19 protein-coding genes are annotated in these 18951 nt (G+C 62.2%); 10 read left to right on the top strand and 9 right to left on the bottom strand.

Translation table 11 applies throughout. The features are described from left to right. Positions 1 to 41: 41 nt before the first annotated feature. The 4 genes from TSACC_RS15410 to TSACC_RS15395 all read right to left on the bottom strand — a co-directional run bounded on the left by TSACC_RS15410 (position 42) and on the right by TSACC_RS15395 (position 5400). Positions 42 to 2402 (bottom strand): heavy metal translocating P-type ATPase, encoded by a 2361-nt coding sequence (locus tag TSACC_RS15410; RefSeq protein WP_084400521.1) that lies wholly within the window; start codon positions 2400 to 2402, stop codon positions 42 to 44. Between the two features lie 246 nt (positions 2403 to 2648). Continuing rightward, entirely contained in the window at positions 2649 to 3563 is a 915-nt protein-coding gene (locus TSACC_RS15405) for a ribokinase (protein WP_075080124.1), read from the bottom strand. 46 nt (positions 3564 to 3609) lie between these two features. Next, on the bottom strand, positions 3610 to 4143 hold the full coding sequence (locus tag TSACC_RS15400) for a type II secretion system protein (RefSeq protein ID WP_075080123.1): 534 nt from the start codon (positions 4141 to 4143) through the stop codon (positions 3610 to 3612). After that, the gene (locus tag TSACC_RS15395; protein ID WP_075080122.1) at positions 4144 to 5400 is read right to left on the bottom strand and encodes a hypothetical protein; all 1257 of its coding nucleotides are present in this window, start codon (positions 5398 to 5400) and stop codon (positions 4144 to 4146) included. It abuts the gene before it with no gap. A gap of 325 nt (positions 5401 to 5725) precedes the next feature. Between TSACC_RS15395 and TSACC_RS21340 the strand changes: the two genes are divergently transcribed. The 5 genes from TSACC_RS21340 to TSACC_RS15370 are packed head-to-tail and all read left to right on the top strand — an operon-like array spanning position 5726 to position 9887. Continuing rightward, entirely contained in the window at positions 5726 to 6331 is a 606-nt protein-coding gene (locus tag TSACC_RS21340) for an RNA recognition motif domain-containing protein (protein ID WP_084400520.1), read from the top strand. Further along, positions 6237 to 7229: a tRNA (adenosine(37)-N6)-dimethylallyltransferase MiaA gene (gene miaA / locus TSACC_RS15385; protein ID WP_075080121.1), complete on the top strand. Its 993-nt coding sequence runs from the start codon at positions 6237 to 6239 to the stop codon at positions 7227 to 7229. The genes TSACC_RS21340 and miaA overlap by 95 nt, the downstream gene beginning before the upstream one ends. Then, positions 7226 to 8509: a GTPase HflX gene (hflX, locus tag TSACC_RS15380; RefSeq protein WP_075080120.1), complete on the top strand. Its 1284-nt coding sequence runs from the start codon at positions 7226 to 7228 to the stop codon at positions 8507 to 8509. The genes miaA and hflX overlap by 4 nt, the downstream gene beginning before the upstream one ends. Before the next feature lie 15 nt (positions 8510 to 8524). Further along, positions 8525 to 9022: a septal ring lytic transglycosylase RlpA family protein gene (locus TSACC_RS15375; RefSeq protein ID WP_075080119.1), complete on the top strand. Its 498-nt coding sequence runs from the start codon at positions 8525 to 8527 to the stop codon at positions 9020 to 9022. A gap of 1 nt (position 9023) precedes the next feature. After that, positions 9024 to 9887 (top strand): hypothetical protein, encoded by an 864-nt coding sequence (locus TSACC_RS15370; RefSeq protein ID WP_075080118.1) that lies wholly within the window; start codon positions 9024 to 9026, stop codon positions 9885 to 9887. Positions 9888 to 10047: 160 nt separating this feature from the next. On the opposite strand, the gene TSACC_RS15365 is transcribed toward TSACC_RS15370, so the two are convergent. Continuing rightward, positions 10048 to 10869: a helix-turn-helix domain-containing protein gene (locus tag TSACC_RS15365; RefSeq protein ID WP_084400519.1), complete on the bottom strand. Its 822-nt coding sequence runs from the start codon at positions 10867 to 10869 to the stop codon at positions 10048 to 10050. Between the two features lie 74 nt (positions 10870 to 10943). On the opposite strand from TSACC_RS15365, the gene TSACC_RS15360 reads away from it, so the two are divergent. Further along, positions 10944 to 12065, top strand: a complete 1122-nt coding sequence (locus TSACC_RS15360; protein WP_075080116.1) for a Gfo/Idh/MocA family protein — start codon at positions 10944 to 10946, stop codon at positions 12063 to 12065. 6 nt (positions 12066 to 12071) lie between these two features. Further along, positions 12072 to 12719: a ThuA domain-containing protein gene (locus tag TSACC_RS15355; protein WP_075080115.1), complete on the top strand. Its 648-nt coding sequence runs from the start codon at positions 12072 to 12074 to the stop codon at positions 12717 to 12719. A 10-nt stretch (positions 12720 to 12729) separates the two neighbouring features. On the opposite strand, the gene TSACC_RS15350 is transcribed toward TSACC_RS15355, so the two are convergent. Next, positions 12730 to 13158: a YybH family protein gene (locus tag TSACC_RS15350; RefSeq protein ID WP_075080114.1), complete on the bottom strand. Its 429-nt coding sequence runs from the start codon at positions 13156 to 13158 to the stop codon at positions 12730 to 12732. Between the two features lie 131 nt (positions 13159 to 13289). Here TSACC_RS15350 and TSACC_RS15345 point away from each other — a divergent pair, with 131 nt between their 5' ends. Continuing rightward, complete coding sequence (locus tag TSACC_RS15345) at positions 13290 to 14402, top strand: aminopeptidase (RefSeq protein WP_075080113.1); 1113 nt, start codon at positions 13290 to 13292, stop codon at positions 14400 to 14402. A 337-nt stretch (positions 14403 to 14739) separates the two neighbouring features. On the opposite strand, the gene TSACC_RS15340 is transcribed toward TSACC_RS15345, so the two are convergent. Beyond that, positions 14740 to 16086, bottom strand: a complete 1347-nt coding sequence (locus tag TSACC_RS15340) for a replication-associated recombination protein A (RefSeq protein WP_075080112.1) — start codon at positions 16084 to 16086, stop codon at positions 14740 to 14742. A gap of 121 nt (positions 16087 to 16207) precedes the next feature. Between TSACC_RS15340 and TSACC_RS15335 the strand changes: the two genes are divergently transcribed. Further along, entirely contained in the window at positions 16208 to 16663 is a 456-nt protein-coding gene (locus tag TSACC_RS15335) for a universal stress protein (RefSeq protein ID WP_075080111.1), read from the top strand. Positions 16664 to 16821: 158 nt separating this feature from the next. Here the strand turns inward: TSACC_RS15335 and TSACC_RS15330 are convergent, their stop codons facing one another. Both TSACC_RS15330 and TSACC_RS15325 read right to left on the bottom strand, forming a co-directional pair. After that, complete coding sequence (locus tag TSACC_RS15330) at positions 16822 to 17346, bottom strand: hypothetical protein (RefSeq protein ID WP_153811466.1); 525 nt, start codon at positions 17344 to 17346, stop codon at positions 16822 to 16824. Between the two features lie 267 nt (positions 17347 to 17613). Then, entirely contained in the window at positions 17614 to 18318 is a 705-nt protein-coding gene (locus TSACC_RS15325; RefSeq protein ID WP_075080109.1) for a PHP domain-containing protein, read from the bottom strand. Positions 18319 to 18378: 60 nt separating this feature from the next. Between TSACC_RS15325 and TSACC_RS15320 the strand changes: the two genes are divergently transcribed. Beyond that, positions 18379 to 18921 carry a DUF1802 family protein gene (locus TSACC_RS15320; protein WP_169809666.1) on the top strand — a complete coding sequence of 181 codons (543 nt, stop codon included), beginning with the start codon at positions 18379 to 18381 and terminating at the stop codon, positions 18919 to 18921. Positions 18922 to 18951: the final 30 nt, after the last annotated feature.

The following is an 18951-nucleotide window of genomic DNA, read 5'->3' as shown; positions in this document are numbered from 1 at the left end:
TTCTGTGCAAGTAAGCGTGGAGCTGTTCGTTCCGACTTCGGCTAGCTTTTTCCTTTGTATACCAGGAGGCGCAGGCCGTTGAGGCAGACGAGGACGGTGCTGCCTTCGTGGCCGACGACGCCCAATGGCAGGGGCAGGGCGAAGCCGAGGCTGGCGGCGAGGAGGACGAGGATGACGCCGGAGGCGAAGGTGAGATTCTGGATCAGGACACGGCGGGAATGGCGGGCGATGCCGACGAGGAGCGGGATGTTGTCGAGGCGGTCGCCCATGAGGACGATGTCGGCCGTTTCCATCGCGATGTCCGTCCCGGCGGCACCCATGGCCACGCCGAGATGGGCGGTGGCGAGGGCGGGCGCGTCGTTCACGCCATCGCCGACCATCATCACGGTGCCCTCGGTTTTCAACTGCCGGATGGCCGCGACCTTGTCGGCGGGAAGGAGGGCGGCGTGGAATTCGTCAATACCCGCTTCCTTCGCGATGGCGGCGGCGACGGGCTGCTGGTCGCCGGTGAGCATGACGACCTTGCGCACGCCGAGGGCGTGGAGCTTGCGGACGATCTCGCGGCCCTCGGGGCGAAGCGTGTCGGCGAGGCCGAAGATGGCCTCCACGGCGAGCGAATCATCGGCGAGACGGCGGCCCAGCCAGATGCAGGATTTGCCGGAGGATTGCAGCTCGAGCGAGGCGGCGCGTAGCGCGTCCATGCCGGAGGCGGAGGATTCCGCAAAAAGGCGCTCGCTGCCGACGACGTAGCGTACGCCGTCGATGAGGGCATCCGCGCCGCGACCGGGCGAGGATTGGAAATCGAGGGCGGGCGAGAGCGTGAGGTCCGCCTTTTGCGCGGCGTGGACGACGGCGGTGGCGAGCGGGTGCTCGGACTTCGCCTCCAGGCTCGCGCAGGTGGCGAGGAGCTGTTCGCCTGCGGCGGGGAGCGGGGCGGTCAGGGCAAAATGGCTGCCGCCCACCGTGACGATGTCGGTGACGGTCGGCTTGCCCACGGTGAGCGTACCGGTCTTGTCGAGGCAGACGATGTCGACGCGGGTGGCGGTCTCCAGGTGTGCGCCGCCTTTGATGAGCACGCCGCGCCGGGCCGCGCCGCCGATGGCGGAAAGGACGGTTGCCGGGGTGCTGATGACGAGCGCGCAGGGGGAGGCGACGACCATCACGGTCATGGCGCGGTAGAACGAGGAGGCGAAGTCCTCGTGCCAGAGCAGCCACGGAACCAGGAGCACGAGCGCGGTGAAGGCGATGACGCCTGCGGCGTAGCCCTGCTCGGCTTTCTCCAGGAAGCGCTGGGTGTTGGACTTCTCCGCCTGGGCCTCGGCGACAAGGCGCACCATACGGGCGAGGGTGGAATCCTCCGCGCGGTGGTTCACACGAATCTCGATCGCGCCCGACTGGTTGAGCGTGCCGCCAAAGACGGGCGAACCGGCGGTTTTCGGCACGGGTATGGACTCTCCCGTGAGGCTGGACTCGTCGATATTGCTCGAGCCCTCGACCACGTCGCCGTCGATGGGAATCAGCTCCCCGGGGCGTACGATGACGATATCGCCGACCTGGAGCGAATCCACCGGGACGCTCTCGGTGGCGGAGCCGGTTTTGCGCAGGGCGGTCTCGGGGCGGAGGGTGAGGAGGGACTCGATGGCATTCTGCGTGCGCTCGAGCGCGTGGCGCTGGAGGACATTGGAGAAGCTAAAGAGAAAGAGGAGCAGCGCGCCCTCGAAAGGCGAGCCGACCGCCGCCGCACCGAGCGCGGCGAGCACCATGAGCACGTCGACGTCGAGCGTCTTCTCGCGCAGCGAGGCGATGGCGGAGCGCACGCCGTATTGACCGCAGAAAATGTAAGCGCCGAGGTAGAGCCAGTCGGCGAGCCCGTGCTTCGCCACCGCACGCTCGACGATGAAGGAGGCGATGAGAAAGACGAGGCCGATGGCGCAGGAGATTTCCTCGTTCAGATCGCCGGACTTCGCGCGCTGCCAGAGGGTGGGCTTTGCGGCGCGGCGGGGCTCCAGCGGGCGCACGTCGGCCCCGGCGGCGCGGGCTCCGGCGAGGACGGAGGCTTCGCTGGCGAGGGATTTGTCAAAGGTGAGGCAGAGCACACGTCCGATGTAGGTGGCGGTGGCGCGGCGGACACCGGGGACATTCTCGATGCGGCGCTCCAGCTTGGCGGCGGCAGCCTCGCAGGCCTGCCCGTCGAGGCGCAGGGCGAACCGCTGCAACGACGCATCCGGCTGGATGTGCTCAAGTGCGATGTTGCGGACGTCGGTTTCGGAAAGGCGGGCGGGATCAAACGCGATCTCGACCCGGCCAGCGTCGCGGGGCACGACCTCGACGATGCCTTCGTGGTCGGTGATGGAATGGTGGGACGGTGCGGGGTTTTCGGAGGAATTGGATTTGCGAATCATTCTCAGCTCCCGAGTGTGAGGTTGAGGGTCGTCAATACGACCGGTGAAAAAGCCGCTGCTGGTCGGAGCGGTGACATGGGCTGCGGGAACCTAGGGCCTGTTGCTTAGTCAACGCAAGGCAGAGTTTGCTAATGCTAGCAAATGAGACGGGGTCTTATTATCGAGATTTCGCGAAGGTCGGAAAAATGAAGGCGAACTGCTTGTGCTACCTGATCCCGGACAGGGAGTTAACCGCGCCGGGGAGCCTTAGCGCGACTTGCGGCGGAGGAAGGCCTCGACATCGGCACGGGGTGGCATGCCGGGCTGCGCGCCGAGGCGGGTCACCTTGAGGCTGGCGGCGTGGACGGCGCGGCGAAGGGCTTCCCGGATGGGGAGGGATTCGGCAATACCGACGGCGAGCCAGGCATTGAGGCAGTCGCCCGCGCCCACGGTGTCGCGGGGTTTCACCTTCGGCACGGGAACATGGAAAAACCCGTCCTCATCGCAGAGGAGAGCGCCGCGGGTGCCCAGGGTGATGACGACGCGGCGGCAGCCTTTCTTGCGCAGGGCGAGGGCGGCCTGCTCGGGATCAGTCAGGCCGGTGAGGAGGGCGGCCTCGTGTTCGTTGGGCGTAAGCGTGTCGACGAGACGGTAAAGCGCTGCAAGCAGCGGGAAGGCGGGGGCGGGGTTGAGGACGAAGGGAATCCCAGCCTCGCGGGCGATCTCGGCGGCACGGCGTACGGAGGGAATGGGCGTCTCGAGCTGGGCGACGATGACGTCGGCCTTTTGCAAGTCGGGAGCGGCGAGATCAATGTCGGCGGGCGTGATGGCGTTGGCGGAGTCCGCGACGACGATCTGGTTCTGGCGGTCCTTTTTGCCGAGAAGGATGAGGGCGACGCCGGAGGGGAGTTTTTCCGAGGAGCGGAAGTGGCGGACATCGATGCCCTCGGCGCGGAGGCCAGCCTTGGCCGCACGCCCAAAGTCATCAGCGCCATGCCCGCCGATGAAGGAGACTTTGGCCCCGGCACGGGCGGCGGCGACAGCCTGGTTGGCCCCCTTGCCTCCGGCGTAGCGGTGGAGGTCACCGCCGAGGAGGGTTTCGCCCGGCTGCGGGAGGCGGGCGCAGGTGATGACGAGATCGGTATTGGAACTGCCAACGACGGCGATGCGAGGGGATTTCACGCCCGGGAGACTGGCAAAATCCCCCAGTGAAGGAAAGCTGAGCGTGTTACTTCAGGGTGGCGACGGCATGGCCGTCGGCATAGAGGCGGTTGCAGCGGTTGAAGTGGACAGCCTCAAAGTCGATGCATAGGCGCATGCGGGCGGGGTTTACGCGGCGAGCGCCGCGGCGTCCGTAGACCTGGGGGTTGATCTTGCTTTCGCCATCGATGATGGGAACCCACTGGTAGCTGGAACCGGTGGCAGCAAAGTAGGTGCGGTCATCGGGGCATTTGAGCACTTTCGAGGTCACACCGTAGGGTTCGAGTTCGGCGAGCATCGGTTTGGCCTCGACTTCACCGGTATAGACGGGGTCGTTCGGGTTGGGTTCGATAAAGGGAAAGGTCTGGTCATTCTCGATGACGTAGGTATTCACCGAAGTGCCGATGGAGCGGAGGTTGCCCATGCATGCGACGCTACGTGCGCGCTCGGTCATTTTTTCCACCTCCGGCATCATAAGCGTGGCGAGCAGGGCGATGATGGCGATTACTACGATCAGCTCGACAAGGGTGAAACCGGAGTTCAGTGCGGTGCGGTGGTGCATTTATCGATTGCCTTGATTGTTCGCTCCCTGATTGTTTGCGGTCTTGGCGGCTTCGCGGCGCTGGACGTAGTTGCGAAAACGGGCTTCGCGCTGCTGGGGGGAACTCTGGGATTCCCTCTGGGACATGCGTTCATCAATGCGTTCCTGAACGTCCGGTCGATTAAAGAACTCTTCCATCTTGGCCCGGCGCTCATCCTCGGAAAGGCCCCGCAGACTTTCCCGGAAAGCGCGCATTTCCTCCATGTCCTTCTGGACCTGTGCTTTCTGGTCGGGAGGGAGAAGGGCGATTTGGTTCTCCGTGCGCTCGGCGATCCACTCTTGGCGGAAAGGTCGGGCGGGGCCGACCGGGCCTCCCGGAGCAGGGGAAAAAATGGTGACCGGCGGACGCCACCGAGGGCCGCCTTCCTCATCGCCTCCTGGAGGAGCGTCGGGGCGGACATAAACGAGGAAAACCTCCTCGACCTTGCCCTTCGAGGCCTTGGCAATGGCACGGGCCATGTCGGTGACCTTGGCGCTGGAGGGGAGTCCATTCACTGGAGGATTCCAGTCGACGGGCGAGGCGAAGAGGGCTCCCGTTTTTACCGAACCCTGAAAAAGAGTCGACTGCAGGCTCGTGTCGTCTTCGACGGTGTATTTCCACAGGACAAGACGGGGATCAATCATGCCATCGGTCAGGCCCGCCATTCCACCGAATCCGCCGCCGAAGTTTCCTCCTGCGGGTCCGCCGCCGCCGGGATTTCCCCCGCCCGGTTGTGCTCCTGCGGTATCGTTCTGGCCGCCGCCATTGCGATTGCCGCGAGGCGGGCGGTTGCCTCCAGCCTGATCGGCTGAGGGAGGATTCCCAGGTTGAGCGCCGTCAGGTTGCTGGCCCCGTGGACCACCACCTCCGAATCCGGTAAATGCGGTCCAGCCTCCAGGATTACTGCTTGTCTGATAAGAGGCGATGGCCTCGGTAATCTTGCGGGAGTCCGGCGCGGCAATATAGGCGAGACGGGCATCGCCGCCCAGACGGATGGCGACGGTATTGATCGCTTCGAAGGTGGGCGCCTTGTGGATGTGGATCGACATCGGTTTGGTCAGGTCGGCATTGGTGACGAGCGTGATTCCCGTCTGGTGCTCCAGGGATTTTACGACCTTGGCGGCTGGAACATTGTCAAAATCAAGGGTGACGCCATCGTGAACGAAGAAAACTCGCCAGACGATAATCCCGGCGATCACAACGATGAGGGCGGCGAGGGCATTCTGGCGAGTGAGCATCGAGGAATAAACCTCCTATGAGGGAGTAAGTTGCGAGGTTTTTCGATGGTTGCGGAGGAGAAATGCCTCTTGCCAAGGGAGGCAATCTACGACAGCTTACGCAAGCCTCAGGCGTCTAGCGAAATGCAACAAGGAATCGCCCCCTGTATCTGGAAGTTACTCATGGGTGGCGCTTTGTGCATGGCTGTCTTTTTGTTTTCCGCTGCCCGTTTTTTGCGGGTGCGTGTGGAAAAAACAGCCCCGCCGGAGGCCCCAACAGATGGACCCCGCATCCGGGAGATGAAAAATCCCGGGACGGCGTCCTCCCACGTAACAAAACATAGTAATGTCATCCGAATACACACCCACCCGCGGTCGCCGTTCTCCTCGGCGAGGCGATCGCCGGTCCAGCCGCAATCGTGGCGGCTCCCGTCCGCGCCAGGAAACCCCAGCGAAACCCCAGAAGAAAACCCTGTGGCAGAAGATCGTCGGCTTTTTTACCGGCGGAGACTCGGCGAAGAAGCCAGCCTCGAGCCGCAGTACGACGAGCACCGGCAGCAGCAGCGCCAGCACGGCCCCCGCGAAGAGCGAGCGTCCGGCGAGGGCCGCGAAGCAGCCCGTCGAACGTCCCAGCGGCTTCCGCAAGCCGGAGGTCGTCGAGGTCACCAGCGCCCGCATCTACGTCGGTAACCTGTCGTTTGATGCGTCGGAGAGCGACCTGTTCGAGCTCTTCAATGGCGTTGGTTCCGTCCAAAACGTCGAAGTGGTGGCAAACAAGTACACCATGAAGTCCAAGGGCTTCGCATTCATCCAGATGCAGAGCGTCGACGAGGCCAAGCGCGCCGTCGCCGAGCTGCATGACAAGGAGTACATGGGCCGCAAGCTCGTGGTCAGCGGAGCCAAGGCAGTCGACGAAAAGCGCCCCGAGCGCCAGCGTCAGCCTGAGCAGTAATTTACCCATAATCGTCGCCGGCCCTACTGCGGTCGGCAAAACTCTTCTCGCCGCCGAGCTGGCTCACCAGTTCGGCGGCGAAATTGTTGGTGCGGATGCCTTTCAGGTCTATGACGGCCTGGCGGTGCTGACGAGCCAGCCCGATGCGGAGACGCGTGAGCGCGCGCCGCATCATCTTTTCGGATTCCTCCCGGTCTTGGAACCCTTTGACGCCGCGCGCTTTGTGCAGCTGGCGCGGGAGACGATGGTGGGAATCACCGCCCGGGGAAAGATCCCCGTCATCTGCGGCGGATCGGGGCTTTATATCAAGGCCCTTACGCACGGCATCGCCGACCTGCCGGCTCCCGATCCCGCATTGCGCCAGGAACTCGACGCCCTTCCGCTGGAGGTTTTACGCGAGCGGCTGGAAAAAGCCGATCCGACGGCGGCAGCGAGCATTGATTTGAAAAACCCGCGCCGGGTGGTGCGGGCGCTGGAAATTTTCCTGCTGACCGGGCGCTCGGCGGCGGAACTGCGCAAGGAATGGCAGAATCCCGAGGCACCCGGTTTCCGAGGCATCATCCTCGAACGCGAGCGCGGGGAACTGGAGGCGCGTATCCGGGCCACGGTGGACGCGATGTTTGCCCGAGGCGCGGTGGACGAGGTGCGGGCGCTCGGGCCGGTGGGTCCGACGGCGCAGATGACCATCGGGCTGCGTGAAATCCAGGCGATGCTGCGGGGCGAAATGACCGAGGCGGAGTGCAAGGAGGCGATGGTTCTCTCGACCCGGCGGTATGCCAAGCGCCAGTTGACCTGGTTTCGGAACCAGTTTAGCTTTCCTCACATCGATTTGACCGGTTCCCTCCCCATGTCCGAGTCCCTATCCCTCGCCCGCCAGGCGTTGGGCGCGAGCGCATGACAGATTCCCGGCGCTCTCCTCACGAAAAGACGATCCTGGTCGGCTTGGAGCGTGAGGGCGTGACGCGCTGGGACGTGGAGGATTCGCTCACGGAACTCCGCCAGCTCGCGGCTACGGCGGGAGCGCAGGTCGTCGACACCGTCGTCCAGAAACTCGACCGCCCCACCGCGCCCTACTACATCGGCAAGGGCAAGGCCGAGGAGGTGGCCCGCAAGTGCGGCGAGGCGCAGGTGACCGCGCTGATCTTTGATGACGAACTCTCGCCCGCGCAGGGGCGCAACCTCGAGATGCTCACGAGCCGCAAGGTGCTCGACCGCACGCAACTCATCCTCGACATCTTCGCCCGTCGGGCGCGGACCCGCGAGGGGCGCTTGCAGATCGAGCTCGCGCAACTGCAATACCTGCTCCCTCGCCTCACCCGCATGTGGACGCACCTTTCCCGGCAGTCCGGCGGCATCGGTACGCGCGGCCCGGGCGAGACGCAGCTCGAGGTCGACCGCCGCCGGGTGCAGGAGCGCATCGCGCGGCTGGAGCGGGATTTGAAGGAGGTTCGCCGTCATCGCACGGTGCAGCGCGAGGGGCGATTGCGGCGCAACTGGCCCGTGGCCGCGCTCGTCGGCTATACGAATGCGGGCAAATCGTCGCTCCTCAACCGCCTGACCAATGCAGGCGTGCTCTCCGAGGACAAGCTCTTCGCCACGCTCGACCCGACGACGCGCCAGATGATGCTGCCCAACCGGCAGCGCATCTTATTGACCGATACGGTGGGCTTCATCCGCAAGCTCCCGCACACGGTGATCGAGTCCTTCAAGGCGACGCTGGAGGAGGTGCAGCTCGCGGATTTGCTCATTCACGTCGTCGACCTGAGCCACCCGCAATGCCGCGAGCAAATGGCGGCAGTCGATGCAACGATTGCGGAGCTGGGGGCGCACGGGAAGCAGACGCTCGTCGTCTTTAACAAGATCGACGCGATCGGGGACCGCGAGGTGATCGAGGGTTACCTGCGGTTTTACCCCGGCAGCGTGGCCATCTCGGCCCGGACGGGCGAGGGCATGGACGAGTTTTTCCAGGAGCTGGAGTTGCGGCTTTCCTCCTGGCGGATGCGGGCGAGGTTCCGCATTCCGAATACGGAGTCGGCGGTATTGGCGGAGCTTCACCGGGTGGGCCATGTGCTCTCGATGGAATACGAGGGGGACGAGGCGCTGGTGACGGCGCATGTGCCTCCGGAATTGAAATTCCGGCTGGCTCCGTATGATATTGAAACCTCGCCGTCAGTCTGATCCCCTATCCCCCCCATGCTACGACTGGTATTCCCCACTCTGGCCGTATTGCTGCTCGCGTCGTGCTCCACGCTGCCGACGCAGCCACCGGCAAGTCGTCATCTCAAGACGACGCTGTACGACTCGAAACCGGTCAAGGTGGAGACGGGGATCGCCTCGTGGTACAAGGACAAACGCACCGCGAGCGGCGAGAGGTTTGATGTCAATGCACTGACCGCCGCGCACAAAAAGCTCCCCTTTGGCACGAAGGTGAAGGTCGTCGACCTGAAGACCAACAAATCCATCATCGTGCGCATCAACGATCGTGGCCCCTACAAGAGGGGACGGGTCATTGACCTCTCCATCGGCGCGGCCCGCCGCCTCGGGATGTACGACCGGGGCATCGCCAAGGTGCGCCTCGAGGTGCTCAAGGAAATCCCGATCATGGACAAGCCCAACCTCCACTGGAAGCCCATGCGCGTGGATGAATACGCCGAATCCGACTCGCCCACGCCGCGGCAGGTAATACGGTGAAATGAAGTTTGTTCGAGTTTTCATAGCGATCGTTCTTTGCCTCGTTTTTGTTTTATGCACGACCGTACGCTTTGATAGGCAGTTTGTCGGACCCAGTTCAGCAGAGGAGAAAGAGGATTTCAGTATTTCTGCAGGATCTGTATCTCTTGATCGGAGATACCTGATCCTTCAGGCTAAAGATCGATGGTTTGTTGTGGATCTTGTAGCTCTAGCTGACGGAGCTTCTCAAACCAGAGCGTGGTATCAGCCGCAGAAATTTAACACCATTCATTGGAAATCCGGACAACTAGAGCGTCCTGTTCAGTGGACCGAGAAAAACTATCCAGTCGATGTGCGGACGACCGAGTATGCGTCTTTTGGTTACAAGTCGGACGGCCGCGCGTGGCACGATCACGAGAATCAGGCAGTTCAGAATTCCTCAATACAGTATAGCTTATACCGGAGTGCCGCAGAACAAGGTCGTTCGGATTATTATCTGAAATCAATTCTGCTCCAGGGAAATGATCTCCAGAAAAATGGAACTTACGGATATCAGATATTTTACGATCCAGACGTCACTTACACGCTGGCCTGGGGTTCATCATTTGGAATGAGCCTTTTCGGTCCGGCGTTTCTTGGGATGCTTGTTCTCGGCTTTACGGCATCAAGCAGGATACGATGGAGGTTCGCGATTCCTCTGTTTTTGTTGGCAGGGCTCCTCTTTTTTGTCAGTGCGGGGTTCATAGTAGTGCTGGCAGGTATGGGAGCCGCCTGGAGTGGTGGTGGCAACGTCACCCATCTGTTCTGGGTGTTCGGGCTAATCGGATTGGGTGTTCTTGCGCTTGCAGTGCTTGCGAAATCAATTTTTTGGAACAACCGCTTTTAGGAGGTTCTCGGAAGTTTTTCTTGAGTCTTCGGGATTTCTAAATCCAGTCTGACCTCAGAATTGAAAGGGAAGAAAAGACGTGTTTTTTGAATTTCCGCCACTTGAAGCTGCGTAACACAGCGGATTTTCGCTTCAGTGGGTTGGCCGAATGGCGTTGGGATCAGTGCATACCGGAGGCGTTGCGCCTGCGATAGTCCGACGGGGTGGTGTGCGTCTCGATGCGGAAGCGGCGGGAGAAATACATCGCATCCTCGAAGCCGGTTTGCGCGGCGATTTCGCCGATGGAGAGGCGGGTCTCGGCGAGGAGGCGGCAGGCCTGGCGGATGCGGAGATTGAGAAGGTAGCGGCCGGGAGATTCGCCGGTGGTCTCGAACCAGCGGCGTCGCAGGGTGGAGGCGGACATGCCGTGGCGGCGGGCGACCGCGCCGAAGTCGCACGGCTGCGCGAGATCCTTTTTCAAGTGCCGGATGATTTTCTCGACCACGGTGTCGTCCGTGGGGCCCGGCCCGACCAGGGTCTCCAGCACGAGGCGCTCGCAGGCCCTGTCCGCGCGATCGACCTCGGTCTCCGGTTCGGGAGATTTCATCAGGGCACCGAGTTTATCGACCTGGAGGCGCACCTCCCCGAGGTTGCGGATCGGCCAGACCGGTCGCGGTGTATGGACAAATCCCATGCGACGAAATGCCGCCATGTGCTCCGGGCCATAGATGAGATAAAACTCCTCCCAGGTGGAGCCCGGAGCGGGGCCGTAATGCACATGCTCGCCGGGCCACTGCGTGATTACGCAGGGGGCGAGGACCTCGTGGCGTGCTCCCTTGCGGTGAAACTCGCCCGTACCCGAGAGGATGAGGGAGAAGTTGCACGAGGGGAACGCGAGATCGATCCAACTGGTCTTGGCCGGGAAATAGCCGGTGTTTTGCACGGGAATGGAGGATGGAAACTGCCGCGGATAGGCAGCCCAGTGCATGGTAATTAAGTCCATATTTTCGGAAATCCGGTCTATTCCATGGTGGTGATTGGATCGGCTAGGATGGAAAAATAATCAAAATACAGGCGATGGCGAAAATAATCTCCTCCAAACTTCCCATCCGTATCGGCCTCATCGGGTGCGGGGCGATCAGCGATGCGTACTTTGCCAACATGGCTCCCTATGCGAGTTACGCGCGCATTGTTGCCTGCGCGGACCTGAATCCGAAACAGGCGGCGGCGAAGGCGGAGAAGCATGGCGTGGCGAAGGTCTGTTCCGTGGCGGAGCTGCTGGACGATGACGAGGTCGATCTCGTGCTGAATCTTACGATCCCGCAGGCTCATGTGGAGATCAACTTCGCCTCGTTACGGGCGGGAAAGCATGTCTATTGCGAGAAGCCTTTTTCGCTCACGACGGCAGAGGGGCGCAAGGTGCTCGAGGAGGCGCGGAAGCTCAGGCTCTACGTGGGCTGCGCTCCGGATACCGTGCTGGGCGGAGGCATTCAGACCTGCCGGAAACTGATCGCAGACGGCGAGATCGGAAGGCCGCTGGCCGCGACGGCCAACATGGTGTGCCATGGGCATGAGAGCTGGCACCCCAGTCCGGCCTTTTACTACCACAAGGGCGGCGGGCCGCTGTTTGACATGGGGCCGTATTACCTCACGGCGCTGGTGACGATGCTGGGAGCAGTCAAGAGGGTGGCGGGATTTTCGCTGACCGGCTTCAGGGAGCGCGTGATCACGAGCCAGCCGCTACAGGGCAAAAAGATCAAGGTGGAGACCCCGACGCACATCACCGGCCTGCTGGAGTTTGCCAGCGGCGTGCAGGTGACGCTGACGATGAGCTTTGACGTGTGGAAGCACAGCCTGCCGCTGATGGAGGTTTACGGCACGGAGGGTTCCCTCTCGTGTCCGGACCCGAACACCTTCGGCGGAGCGGTGCGGGTCTTCCGCAAAGGGGATGAGGACTGGAGCGATGTCCCGCTGGCCTTTGAAGACAAGGTGGGGCGCGGGTACGGAGTCGCGGAGATGGCGGTGGCCATCACGAAGGAGCGGCTTCATCGCGCCAGCGGCGAACTCGCCCTGCATGTTGTGGACATCATGGAGTCGATCCTGCGTTCCGGCGAGACCGGGCGCGCGATCACGCTGAAAACCACCTGCCGCCAGCCGGCGGCAATCCCGGCGGGGCTCGCCTTGGGAGAACTCAAATAACGAATTATGAAACGCGCTTTGATTATTTACGGAGGCTGGGAAGGCCATGAACCGGAGAAGACCGCGGCGATCGCGGCGGAGGATCTGCGGGCGGCGGAGTTTGCTGTCGAGCTCTCCACCACGCTGGAGGTGCTGGCAGATGCCGAGGCATTGCAGGCTTACGATCTGATCGTACCCAACTGGACGATGGGAAGCCTGACGGACAGCCAGGAGAATGCCCTGCTGGGGGCGATCAAGTCCGGCGTCGGGCTGGGCGGTTTCCATGGCGGCATGGGCGATGCCTTTCGCGGCAACCCCACGTATCAATACGCGGTGGGCGGCCAGTGGGTGGCTCATCCTGACAATATCACGGACTACACGGTGCAGATCACCAAGCCCTCCGACCCGATCGTGGCGGGGCTGGCGGATTTTGCCGTGCACTCCGAGCAATATTACATGCACGTCGATCCATCGAACGAAGTGCTGGCCACGACGGTGTTTCACCCGAAGAGCGATCCCTGGGTGGATGGTACGGTGATGCCGGTGGTGTGGAAACGGCGGTACGGCCTCGGCCGGGTGTTCTATTCCTCCATCGGCCACACGGCGAAGGAGTTTGAAATTCCCGAGGTGCGCGAGATCACCCGGCGCGGGTTGCTCTGGGCGGCGCGGGGCTAGCCGCCTCGCGTCAGGGCGTTCCCACCACGATGCCGGTCTCGGGATTGAAGGGGAGGGAGACGTGCTCGTGGGTGACGAGCCAGCGGCCGTGTTCGCGGCGCAGTGTGACGGTGAGGCGGATGTGGAGATTCTCCATCGGGTGCCCGGCGGGCGCGCCATCGAAGCGCTGCACGCGGTGCATCACAGCCAGGTCGCCGCTCGACTCAATTTTTTCGTCGATGGCGGAGTAGGTAATTCCCGGCGGGAAGCAGGAGAATGCCTCCTCCCACACGGCGCGGATGTTGTCGAGGCCGCGAATCTGGAACGGCGGCTTCACGTCGTACATCACTGCGTCGGGTGCGTAGGTGGCCATGAGGCTGGCGAGGTCGCGTCGGAGAAAGGCGTCTTTCCAAAGCCCGAAAGCCTGCTGGAGTGTGGGATCGATGGGGTGTGTGGACATGAGGTTGTGGAGAATTTCCCTCAACATACCGACCGGTATGTATCTTTGTAAAGGCACAAGGTGCGAGAGGAGAGGAAAATCGCGGGCATGGAATTTTCCGGCGGGATGTGATTAATTCCCCGGTACTACCCATGCACGATCCTCGTTTTGACAAGCTCGCCAAGGTCCTGATCGGTCACTCCACCAAATTGCAGAAGGGAGAGCGCGTGCTGATCGAGCTCTTTGACGTGCCGGACGAGATGGGCGTGGCGCTGGTGCGCGCGGTGCGTGAGGTGGGCGGGGTGCCGTTCGTGGGGATTCATCACGCGAAGCTCTCGCGCGAGATTGCCATGGGCGCGACGGAGGACCAGCTCACGGTCACGAGCGGCGTGGAGCTGGCCCGCATGAAGAAAATGCAGGCCTACATCGCCCTGCGCGGCAGCCACAACATCACGGAACTCTCCGATGTGCCGGAGGACAAGATGCGCCTCGTGGCCGGGAAGATGCGTCCGGTGATGGACTGGCGCATCAACAAGACGAAGTGGGTGGTGCTTCGCTGGCCGACCTCGTCGATGGCGCAGCAGGCGCAGATGAGCACGGAGGCCTTTGAGGATTATTATTTCAAGGTATGTACGCTGGACTATGGCCGGATGATCCCGGGCATGAAGGCGCTGAAAGACCTGATGGACCGCACGGATCGCGTGCACCTGAAGGGGCCGGGCACCGATCTGCGCTTCTCGATCAAGGGCATCGGCGCGGTGGTCTGCGGCGGTGATCGCAACATCCCGGACGGCGAGGTTTTCTCCTGCCCGACGAAGCACAGCGTGGAGGGTCATGTGACCTTTAACGCGCCGACGATTTACCAGGGGACGGCGTTTGACAACATCCGGCTCGACTTCGAGCGCGGCAAGATCGTGAAGGCGACGGGCAACAATCCGGAGAAGCTGAACGAGATCCTCGATAGCGACGAGGGCGCGCGCTACATCGGCGAGTTTTCGCTTGGGTTCAATCCGTACATCCTGCACCCGATGCGCGACATCCTCTTTGACGAGAAGATCGCCGGTTCCTTCCACTTCACCCCGGGCCAGGCCTATGAGGTCGGCGGCAACGGGAACAAGAGCCGCATCCACTGGGACATGGTGAACATCCAGCGCCCGGACTACGGCGGTGGCGAGGTGTGGTTCGACGGCAAGCTGATCCGCAAGGACGGGCTCTTCGTCGTGCCCGCGCTGAAGAAGCTGAATCCCGAGTACCTCGGGAAGTGAGGCGAAGTCGGAAGTGGGAGGCCGGAAGTCGGAAGTAATGGCTTCGGCCCATTTTTGCGGGCGAGGCGCGCCTCAAGGCGTAGGGTCGGCGTCCCGCCGACCTGTTCGCGAGAGGAACTGAAAAGGAAAACTGCCTCCCCTGGAATTCCGCGCCGGACTTGCAGGCGGGCGGGACGCCCGCCCTACGCCGCAGCGCGAACGCCTTTGTCGTAAAACAGCCGCTTTTCAGCGCGTGAGGCAGACCTTCGTGTCCTTTGCGACCTTCTGCTAAAGGACTTTTGCCTTTCCCTTTGTTTCCTTCGCTGCCTTCTGTTGAAAAAGGTTTCGTCCGTGTTGGTTATTCGGGTGAGTCCTTCTTTTGGGCGGTTTCGTAGAGGGAGCGCCAGTAGTCGAGGCGTTCCTTGATGCGTTTTTCCAGGCCGTTCTCGGTGGGTTCGTAGTAGGTGCGGCCCTCGGGGAGGTAGGCTTGCGGGACGTAGGCGCCTTCGTAATCGTGGCTGTATTTGTAGCCTTCGCCGTGGCCGAGGTTTTTTGCGCCTTTGTAATGGGCGTCGCGCAGGTGGGTGGGGACAGCGAGGGTGCGGCCTTCGCGGACCTCGGTGAGCGCCTTGCCGATGGCAGTGGTGCAGCGGTTGCTCTTCGGCGCGGTGGCGACGTAGATGGTGGCGTGGGAAAGGATGAGCTGCGCCTCGGGGAGGCCGACGAATTCGATGGCCTGGAGCGCAGACGTGGCGACCACGAGGGCATTGGAATCCGCCATGCCGACGTCCTCGCTGGCGCAGATGATGAGGCGGCGGGCGATGAAGCGGATGTCCTCCCCGGCGTGGAGCATTTTCGCGAGCCAGTAGAGGGCGGCGTCGGGATCGGACCCCCGCATACTCTTGATAAAGGCGCTGATCGTGTCGTAGTGCGCGTCGCCGTCGCCATCGTAGACGACGGCTTTTTTCTGAATGCTCTCCTCCGCGACGGGCAGGGTGATGTGAATGACGCCGTCCGGGCCCGGCGGGGTGGTGCGGGCGGCGATCTCGAGGGCGTTGAGGCACTTGCGGCCATCGCCATCGCTCACGGTGGCGAGGTGGCGGGCGGCGTTCTCATCGAGGCGGACATTGAATGTGCCAAGGCCGCGCTCGTCCTTCAGCGCGCGCTGCATCATCTCGAGCAGGTCGTCGGAATTCAGCGGCTCCAGTTGAAAGACCTGCGAGCGCGAGACGAGCGGACTGTTGACGTAGAAGAAGGGATTGTGCGTGGTCGCGCCGATGAGGCGGAGCAGGCCGCTCTCGACGTCGGGGAGCAGCACGTCCTGCTGGGCCTTGTTGAAGCGGTGGATCTCGTCGATGAAGAGGATGGTCTTCGCGCCGCCATTGCGCAGGCGGTTCCCGGCGGTGGCGACGACGCGGCGGATGTCGCCGACATTGCTCTCCACGCCGCTGAGCCGCTCAAAGTGGGAGTTCGTCGACGCGGCGATGATCTGGGCGAGGCTGGTTTTGCCTACTCCGGGAGGGCCATAGAGGATGACGGAGCTGATGCGGTCGGCCTCGATGGCGCGGCGCAGGAGCTTGCCCTCGCCGAGGATATGCCGCTGCCCGACGTAGTCATCCAATCCCCGCGGCCGCATGCGGGTGGCGAGCGGTGCGTCGATCGGACTCGCCTGCGTCTCGGGCTCTGTCCGGAAAAGGTCGTCCATGCCCCACTATAACAAAACCGCCCAAGCTCAACAGCAGATCGCGTGCGACAAGACGCGCAGGGAGGAGCCAGAATGCGAAAAATGGTGAGGAACCCCTGAAAACCTGATAACTCCTTGCCTTATGAAAACCCTCCTGGTGCCGGTTGATTTCAGTGAGTCGACGAAACTCTTGGTTGAAAAAGCAGCGGCTATCGCGGGAGAGTTGGGCGGGCGTATTGTGCTGCTGCACGTGACTGAGCCGATGGCCTCATATGTGCCCGTAGGCGCCTCCATGGATGTGCTGACACCAACACCTCCTGCGACCGAGGTGATCGATGTTTCAGTGTTGCAGGAGCGGATTGATGCATTTGTATCGGATTTGAGGGCCAGGGGCTTGCAAGCCGATGGCAAGGCTATCTCGGGTCTCGCCGTCGACGATATTCTCGACCAGGCCGCGGTGGAAAAGGCGGATTATATCGTGCTGGGCTCTCATGGCCATGGAGCACTATTTCATCTCTTCAGCGGCAGTGTGGTGACGGGTGTGCTCAAGCGCGCGATCTGTCCGGTTATTGTTGTGCCGGTGCGGCGGCAGAGTTAAGCGATCTCGATTCGATCGATAACATTTGTTGCCGGACGGCGGGCATTCAATGGCTTATTGCCCCCTCTGATCAGGAGGTCCTGGTATGAGGGCAAAAAAAAAGCCCGCGGGTCGCGTTGGCAACCCGCAGGGCTTGAGAGCTTGGCTTTCGTGCGAGGTTATTTCTTCTTGGCGCGGGCTTTGGCGGCTTTTTTGGCCTTGGGCGTACGGGTGGCGCGCTTTCCTGCCTTCGGAGTAGGGGCGGATTCGGCGGTGGGGGCAACCTCGGGCTTGGTGCCATTGTGGCCGTTGAGGCGGAAGATGCCGGGACCGACCTTTTGGATTTCCTTGATCGTCTTGCCGGTGGTGGCAAACCAGACGTGGATGTTGCCAGGCTTGACGCCAAGGCTGGAGGCGAGGTCTTTCACTGCGACGCCGGCCTCACCGGCGGCCTGGAGCGTGTCGAGGATGAAGCCTTTGATAGCTCCGCGCTTGCCGCTCGCGGCTTTGGCCGGGCGACCGACCTTGACGGAAGCCTTGCGGCCCGGCTTGCTCGAGACGCCTGCGACACTGGCGGCGGATGGGTTGGTCCTGAGAGCGGCGCTGAGACGGGCTTCAATGGCTTCCAACTCTGCGGTTAGCTTTTCACGTTTCTCGGCCAGGACAATTAGCTGGCGGAGCGTTGCGACTGATGGTGTTGGCATGGCGCGTTTATACGGATATTTGTTCCCGTTGCTAGCGGTTCTTTCCTCGTGTTCGAGCCTGCCGGGAAGGAAGGATGTCTTTTTGCCGTTATTTTCGAAAATAAATGTCTCTGGGGTCCGGGACAGCTTGAGGGCTGATTTTATCAGGCTCGGCGGCGGAATGGGGAATTATCCTCTTTGCGTGGAGGAGCGGTGAAACGACTTACGAAACCTGTTACAGAGCGCTATTCCCTATTGAGGATAGATGATTATGCCTAACAGGCCCTCTTACGTGTCGATACGTGGCAGAGGGCGCTTGTTCGCGGCACGGAAGAAGTTTCCGAAGTGCTTCTTAAGCGCCTCGGTGAAGCTCAGATATCGGCCCTCGGGCACGCCGCCCTGGCGGATCGCAGCGAGCAAGGCGGGCACGCTTAGCTCGTCCATTTCAAACGCCGTGCAACTGACTCCGACAGCCGAAGCGTGGTGAGCGTCGCTGGCAGCGGTCATGGAAAGGCCGCGATTGGTGGCGTAGGCGGACGCATGGTCGTTGTATTTGCGCGACGATACGGCGGCATTGAAGACCTCGATAGCGTGGATATCCATCGTATCGAGCACCTCCGTCCGAATGCCGCTGCGCCAGCGGTCATAGGGATGGGCCGGGATGGCGATGCCGCCCATGTCATGAATCGCGGCGGCGACAGCGACGGCGGGCTGGCCCTGGAGCTTTGGCAAGATCGCGCCGATGCAAAGCAGATGCCCGTCGGCGGTGGAGACCTCGACCCCTGGAACGACGAGAAAGCCGTCCACGGGCTGGCCGTCGGCGCGCTCCAAGCCTTTTTCGCGAAGGTATTTATGAACCTCGCAGGAATCGTGGTCGGTGATGGCGATGCCGCTCAGGCCGCGAGCTTTGGCCTTGGCGATCAGGTCCTCGGGCGCGTCCGCGGCGTCGGCGGAGTAGAACGAGTGGCAGTGGAGGTCGAAGCGGTAGCGCATAGGACAAATATCATTTCGTTTTGACGGATGCACACTGTAAAGCATGAATATCCCAAGTATATGAGCGCAGCCTTCAAAGAATGGGCCGTGGTGTGTGAGGCCCTCGGCAGCGGACGCCAGAGCGTGATCATCCGCAAGGGTGGTATCGCCGAGGGGCGGGAGGGATTTGCCTTCCGCTTCAACGAGTTTCTGCTTTTTCCCACCTGGTTCCACGAACAACTGGGCAAGACGACCTTGCCCGCCGGATCACCGATTCCCGACGAACCGGGCGAGGATTTGGAAATCCGCTATCTCGCGACCGTCGAGTGGACGCAGCTCGTCACCGACTGGTCCCTGGTGCAGCGGCTCAAGGATTACCATATCTGGCAGGAAAATGTGCTCGAGGAGCGGTTTCACTACGACGACCTGAAGGGCGTGCATGTCGCCTTTGTGCGCATTTACCGCCTGGAACCCGTGCTGAAGCTGAAAAACGAGAAGAAGTACGGCGGCTGCCGGTCGTGGCTCGACCTGCCGGACCTCGACGGCAGCGCCCTCGTCTCCGTGCTGAGCGACGAGGAGCACGAAAAGCGGCGCGATGCACTGCGAGCCTTGCTCGGGCTCTAGCAGCCATTAGTAACAACTACCGAAACGGCG

The sequence above is a fragment of the Terrimicrobium sacchariphilum genome (genome assembly GCF_001613545.1).
GTDB classification, from domain to species: Bacteria; Verrucomicrobiota; Verrucomicrobiia; order Chthoniobacterales; family Terrimicrobiaceae; genus Terrimicrobium; species Terrimicrobium sacchariphilum.
The sequence above is the reverse complement of the archived record's forward strand: the minus strand, read 5'-3'. Positions and strand labels throughout refer to the sequence as shown.

Excerpts from the sequence above, each read along its gene's own strand:
- TSACC_RS15370 (WP_075080118.1), top strand. The coding sequence starts at position 9,024 with ATGAAGTTTGTTCGAGTTTTCATAGCGATCGTTCTTTGCCTCGTTTTT.
- TSACC_RS15340 (WP_075080112.1), bottom strand. The coding sequence starts at position 16,086 with ATGGACGACCTTTTCCGGACAGAGCCCGAGACGCAGGCGAGTCCGATC.
- TSACC_RS15365 (WP_084400519.1), bottom strand. The coding sequence starts at position 10,869 with ATGGACTTAATTACCATGCACTGGGCTGCCTATCCGCGGCAGTTTCCA.
- TSACC_RS15320 (WP_169809666.1), top strand. The coding sequence starts at position 18,379 with ATGAGCGCAGCCTTCAAAGAATGGGCCGTGGTGTGTGAGGCCCTCGGC.
- TSACC_RS15410 (WP_084400521.1), bottom strand. The coding sequence starts at position 2,402 with ATGATTCGCAAATCCAATTCCTCCGAAAACCCCGCACCGTCCCACCAT.
- TSACC_RS15335 (WP_075080111.1), top strand. The coding sequence starts at position 16,208 with ATGAAAACCCTCCTGGTGCCGGTTGATTTCAGTGAGTCGACGAAACTC.
- TSACC_RS15345 (WP_075080113.1), top strand. The coding sequence starts at position 13,290 with ATGCACGATCCTCGTTTTGACAAGCTCGCCAAGGTCCTGATCGGTCAC.
- TSACC_RS15355 (WP_075080115.1), top strand. The coding sequence starts at position 12,072 with ATGAAACGCGCTTTGATTATTTACGGAGGCTGGGAAGGCCATGAACCG.
- hflX (WP_075080120.1), top strand. The coding sequence starts at position 7,226 with ATGACAGATTCCCGGCGCTCTCCTCACGAAAAGACGATCCTGGTCGGC.
- TSACC_RS15360 (WP_075080116.1), top strand. The coding sequence starts at position 10,944 with ATGGCGAAAATAATCTCCTCCAAACTTCCCATCCGTATCGGCCTCATC.
- TSACC_RS15375 (WP_075080119.1), top strand. The coding sequence starts at position 8,525 with ATGCTACGACTGGTATTCCCCACTCTGGCCGTATTGCTGCTCGCGTCG.
- miaA (WP_075080121.1), top strand. The coding sequence starts at position 6,237 with ATGACAAGGAGTACATGGGCCGCAAGCTCGTGGTCAGCGGAGCCAAGG.
- TSACC_RS15350 (WP_075080114.1), bottom strand. The coding sequence starts at position 13,158 with ATGTCCACACACCCCATCGATCCCACACTCCAGCAGGCTTTCGGGCTT.
- TSACC_RS15325 (WP_075080109.1), bottom strand. The coding sequence starts at position 18,318 with ATGCGCTACCGCTTCGACCTCCACTGCCACTCGTTCTACTCCGCCGAC.
- TSACC_RS21340 (WP_084400520.1), top strand. The coding sequence starts at position 5,726 with ATGTCATCCGAATACACACCCACCCGCGGTCGCCGTTCTCCTCGGCGA.
- TSACC_RS15400 (WP_075080123.1), bottom strand. The coding sequence starts at position 4,143 with ATGCACCACCGCACCGCACTGAACTCCGGTTTCACCCTTGTCGAGCTG.
- TSACC_RS15395 (WP_075080122.1), bottom strand. The coding sequence starts at position 5,400 with ATGCTCACTCGCCAGAATGCCCTCGCCGCCCTCATCGTTGTGATCGCC.
- TSACC_RS15330 (WP_153811466.1), bottom strand. The coding sequence starts at position 17,346 with ATGCCAACACCATCAGTCGCAACGCTCCGCCAGCTAATTGTCCTGGCC.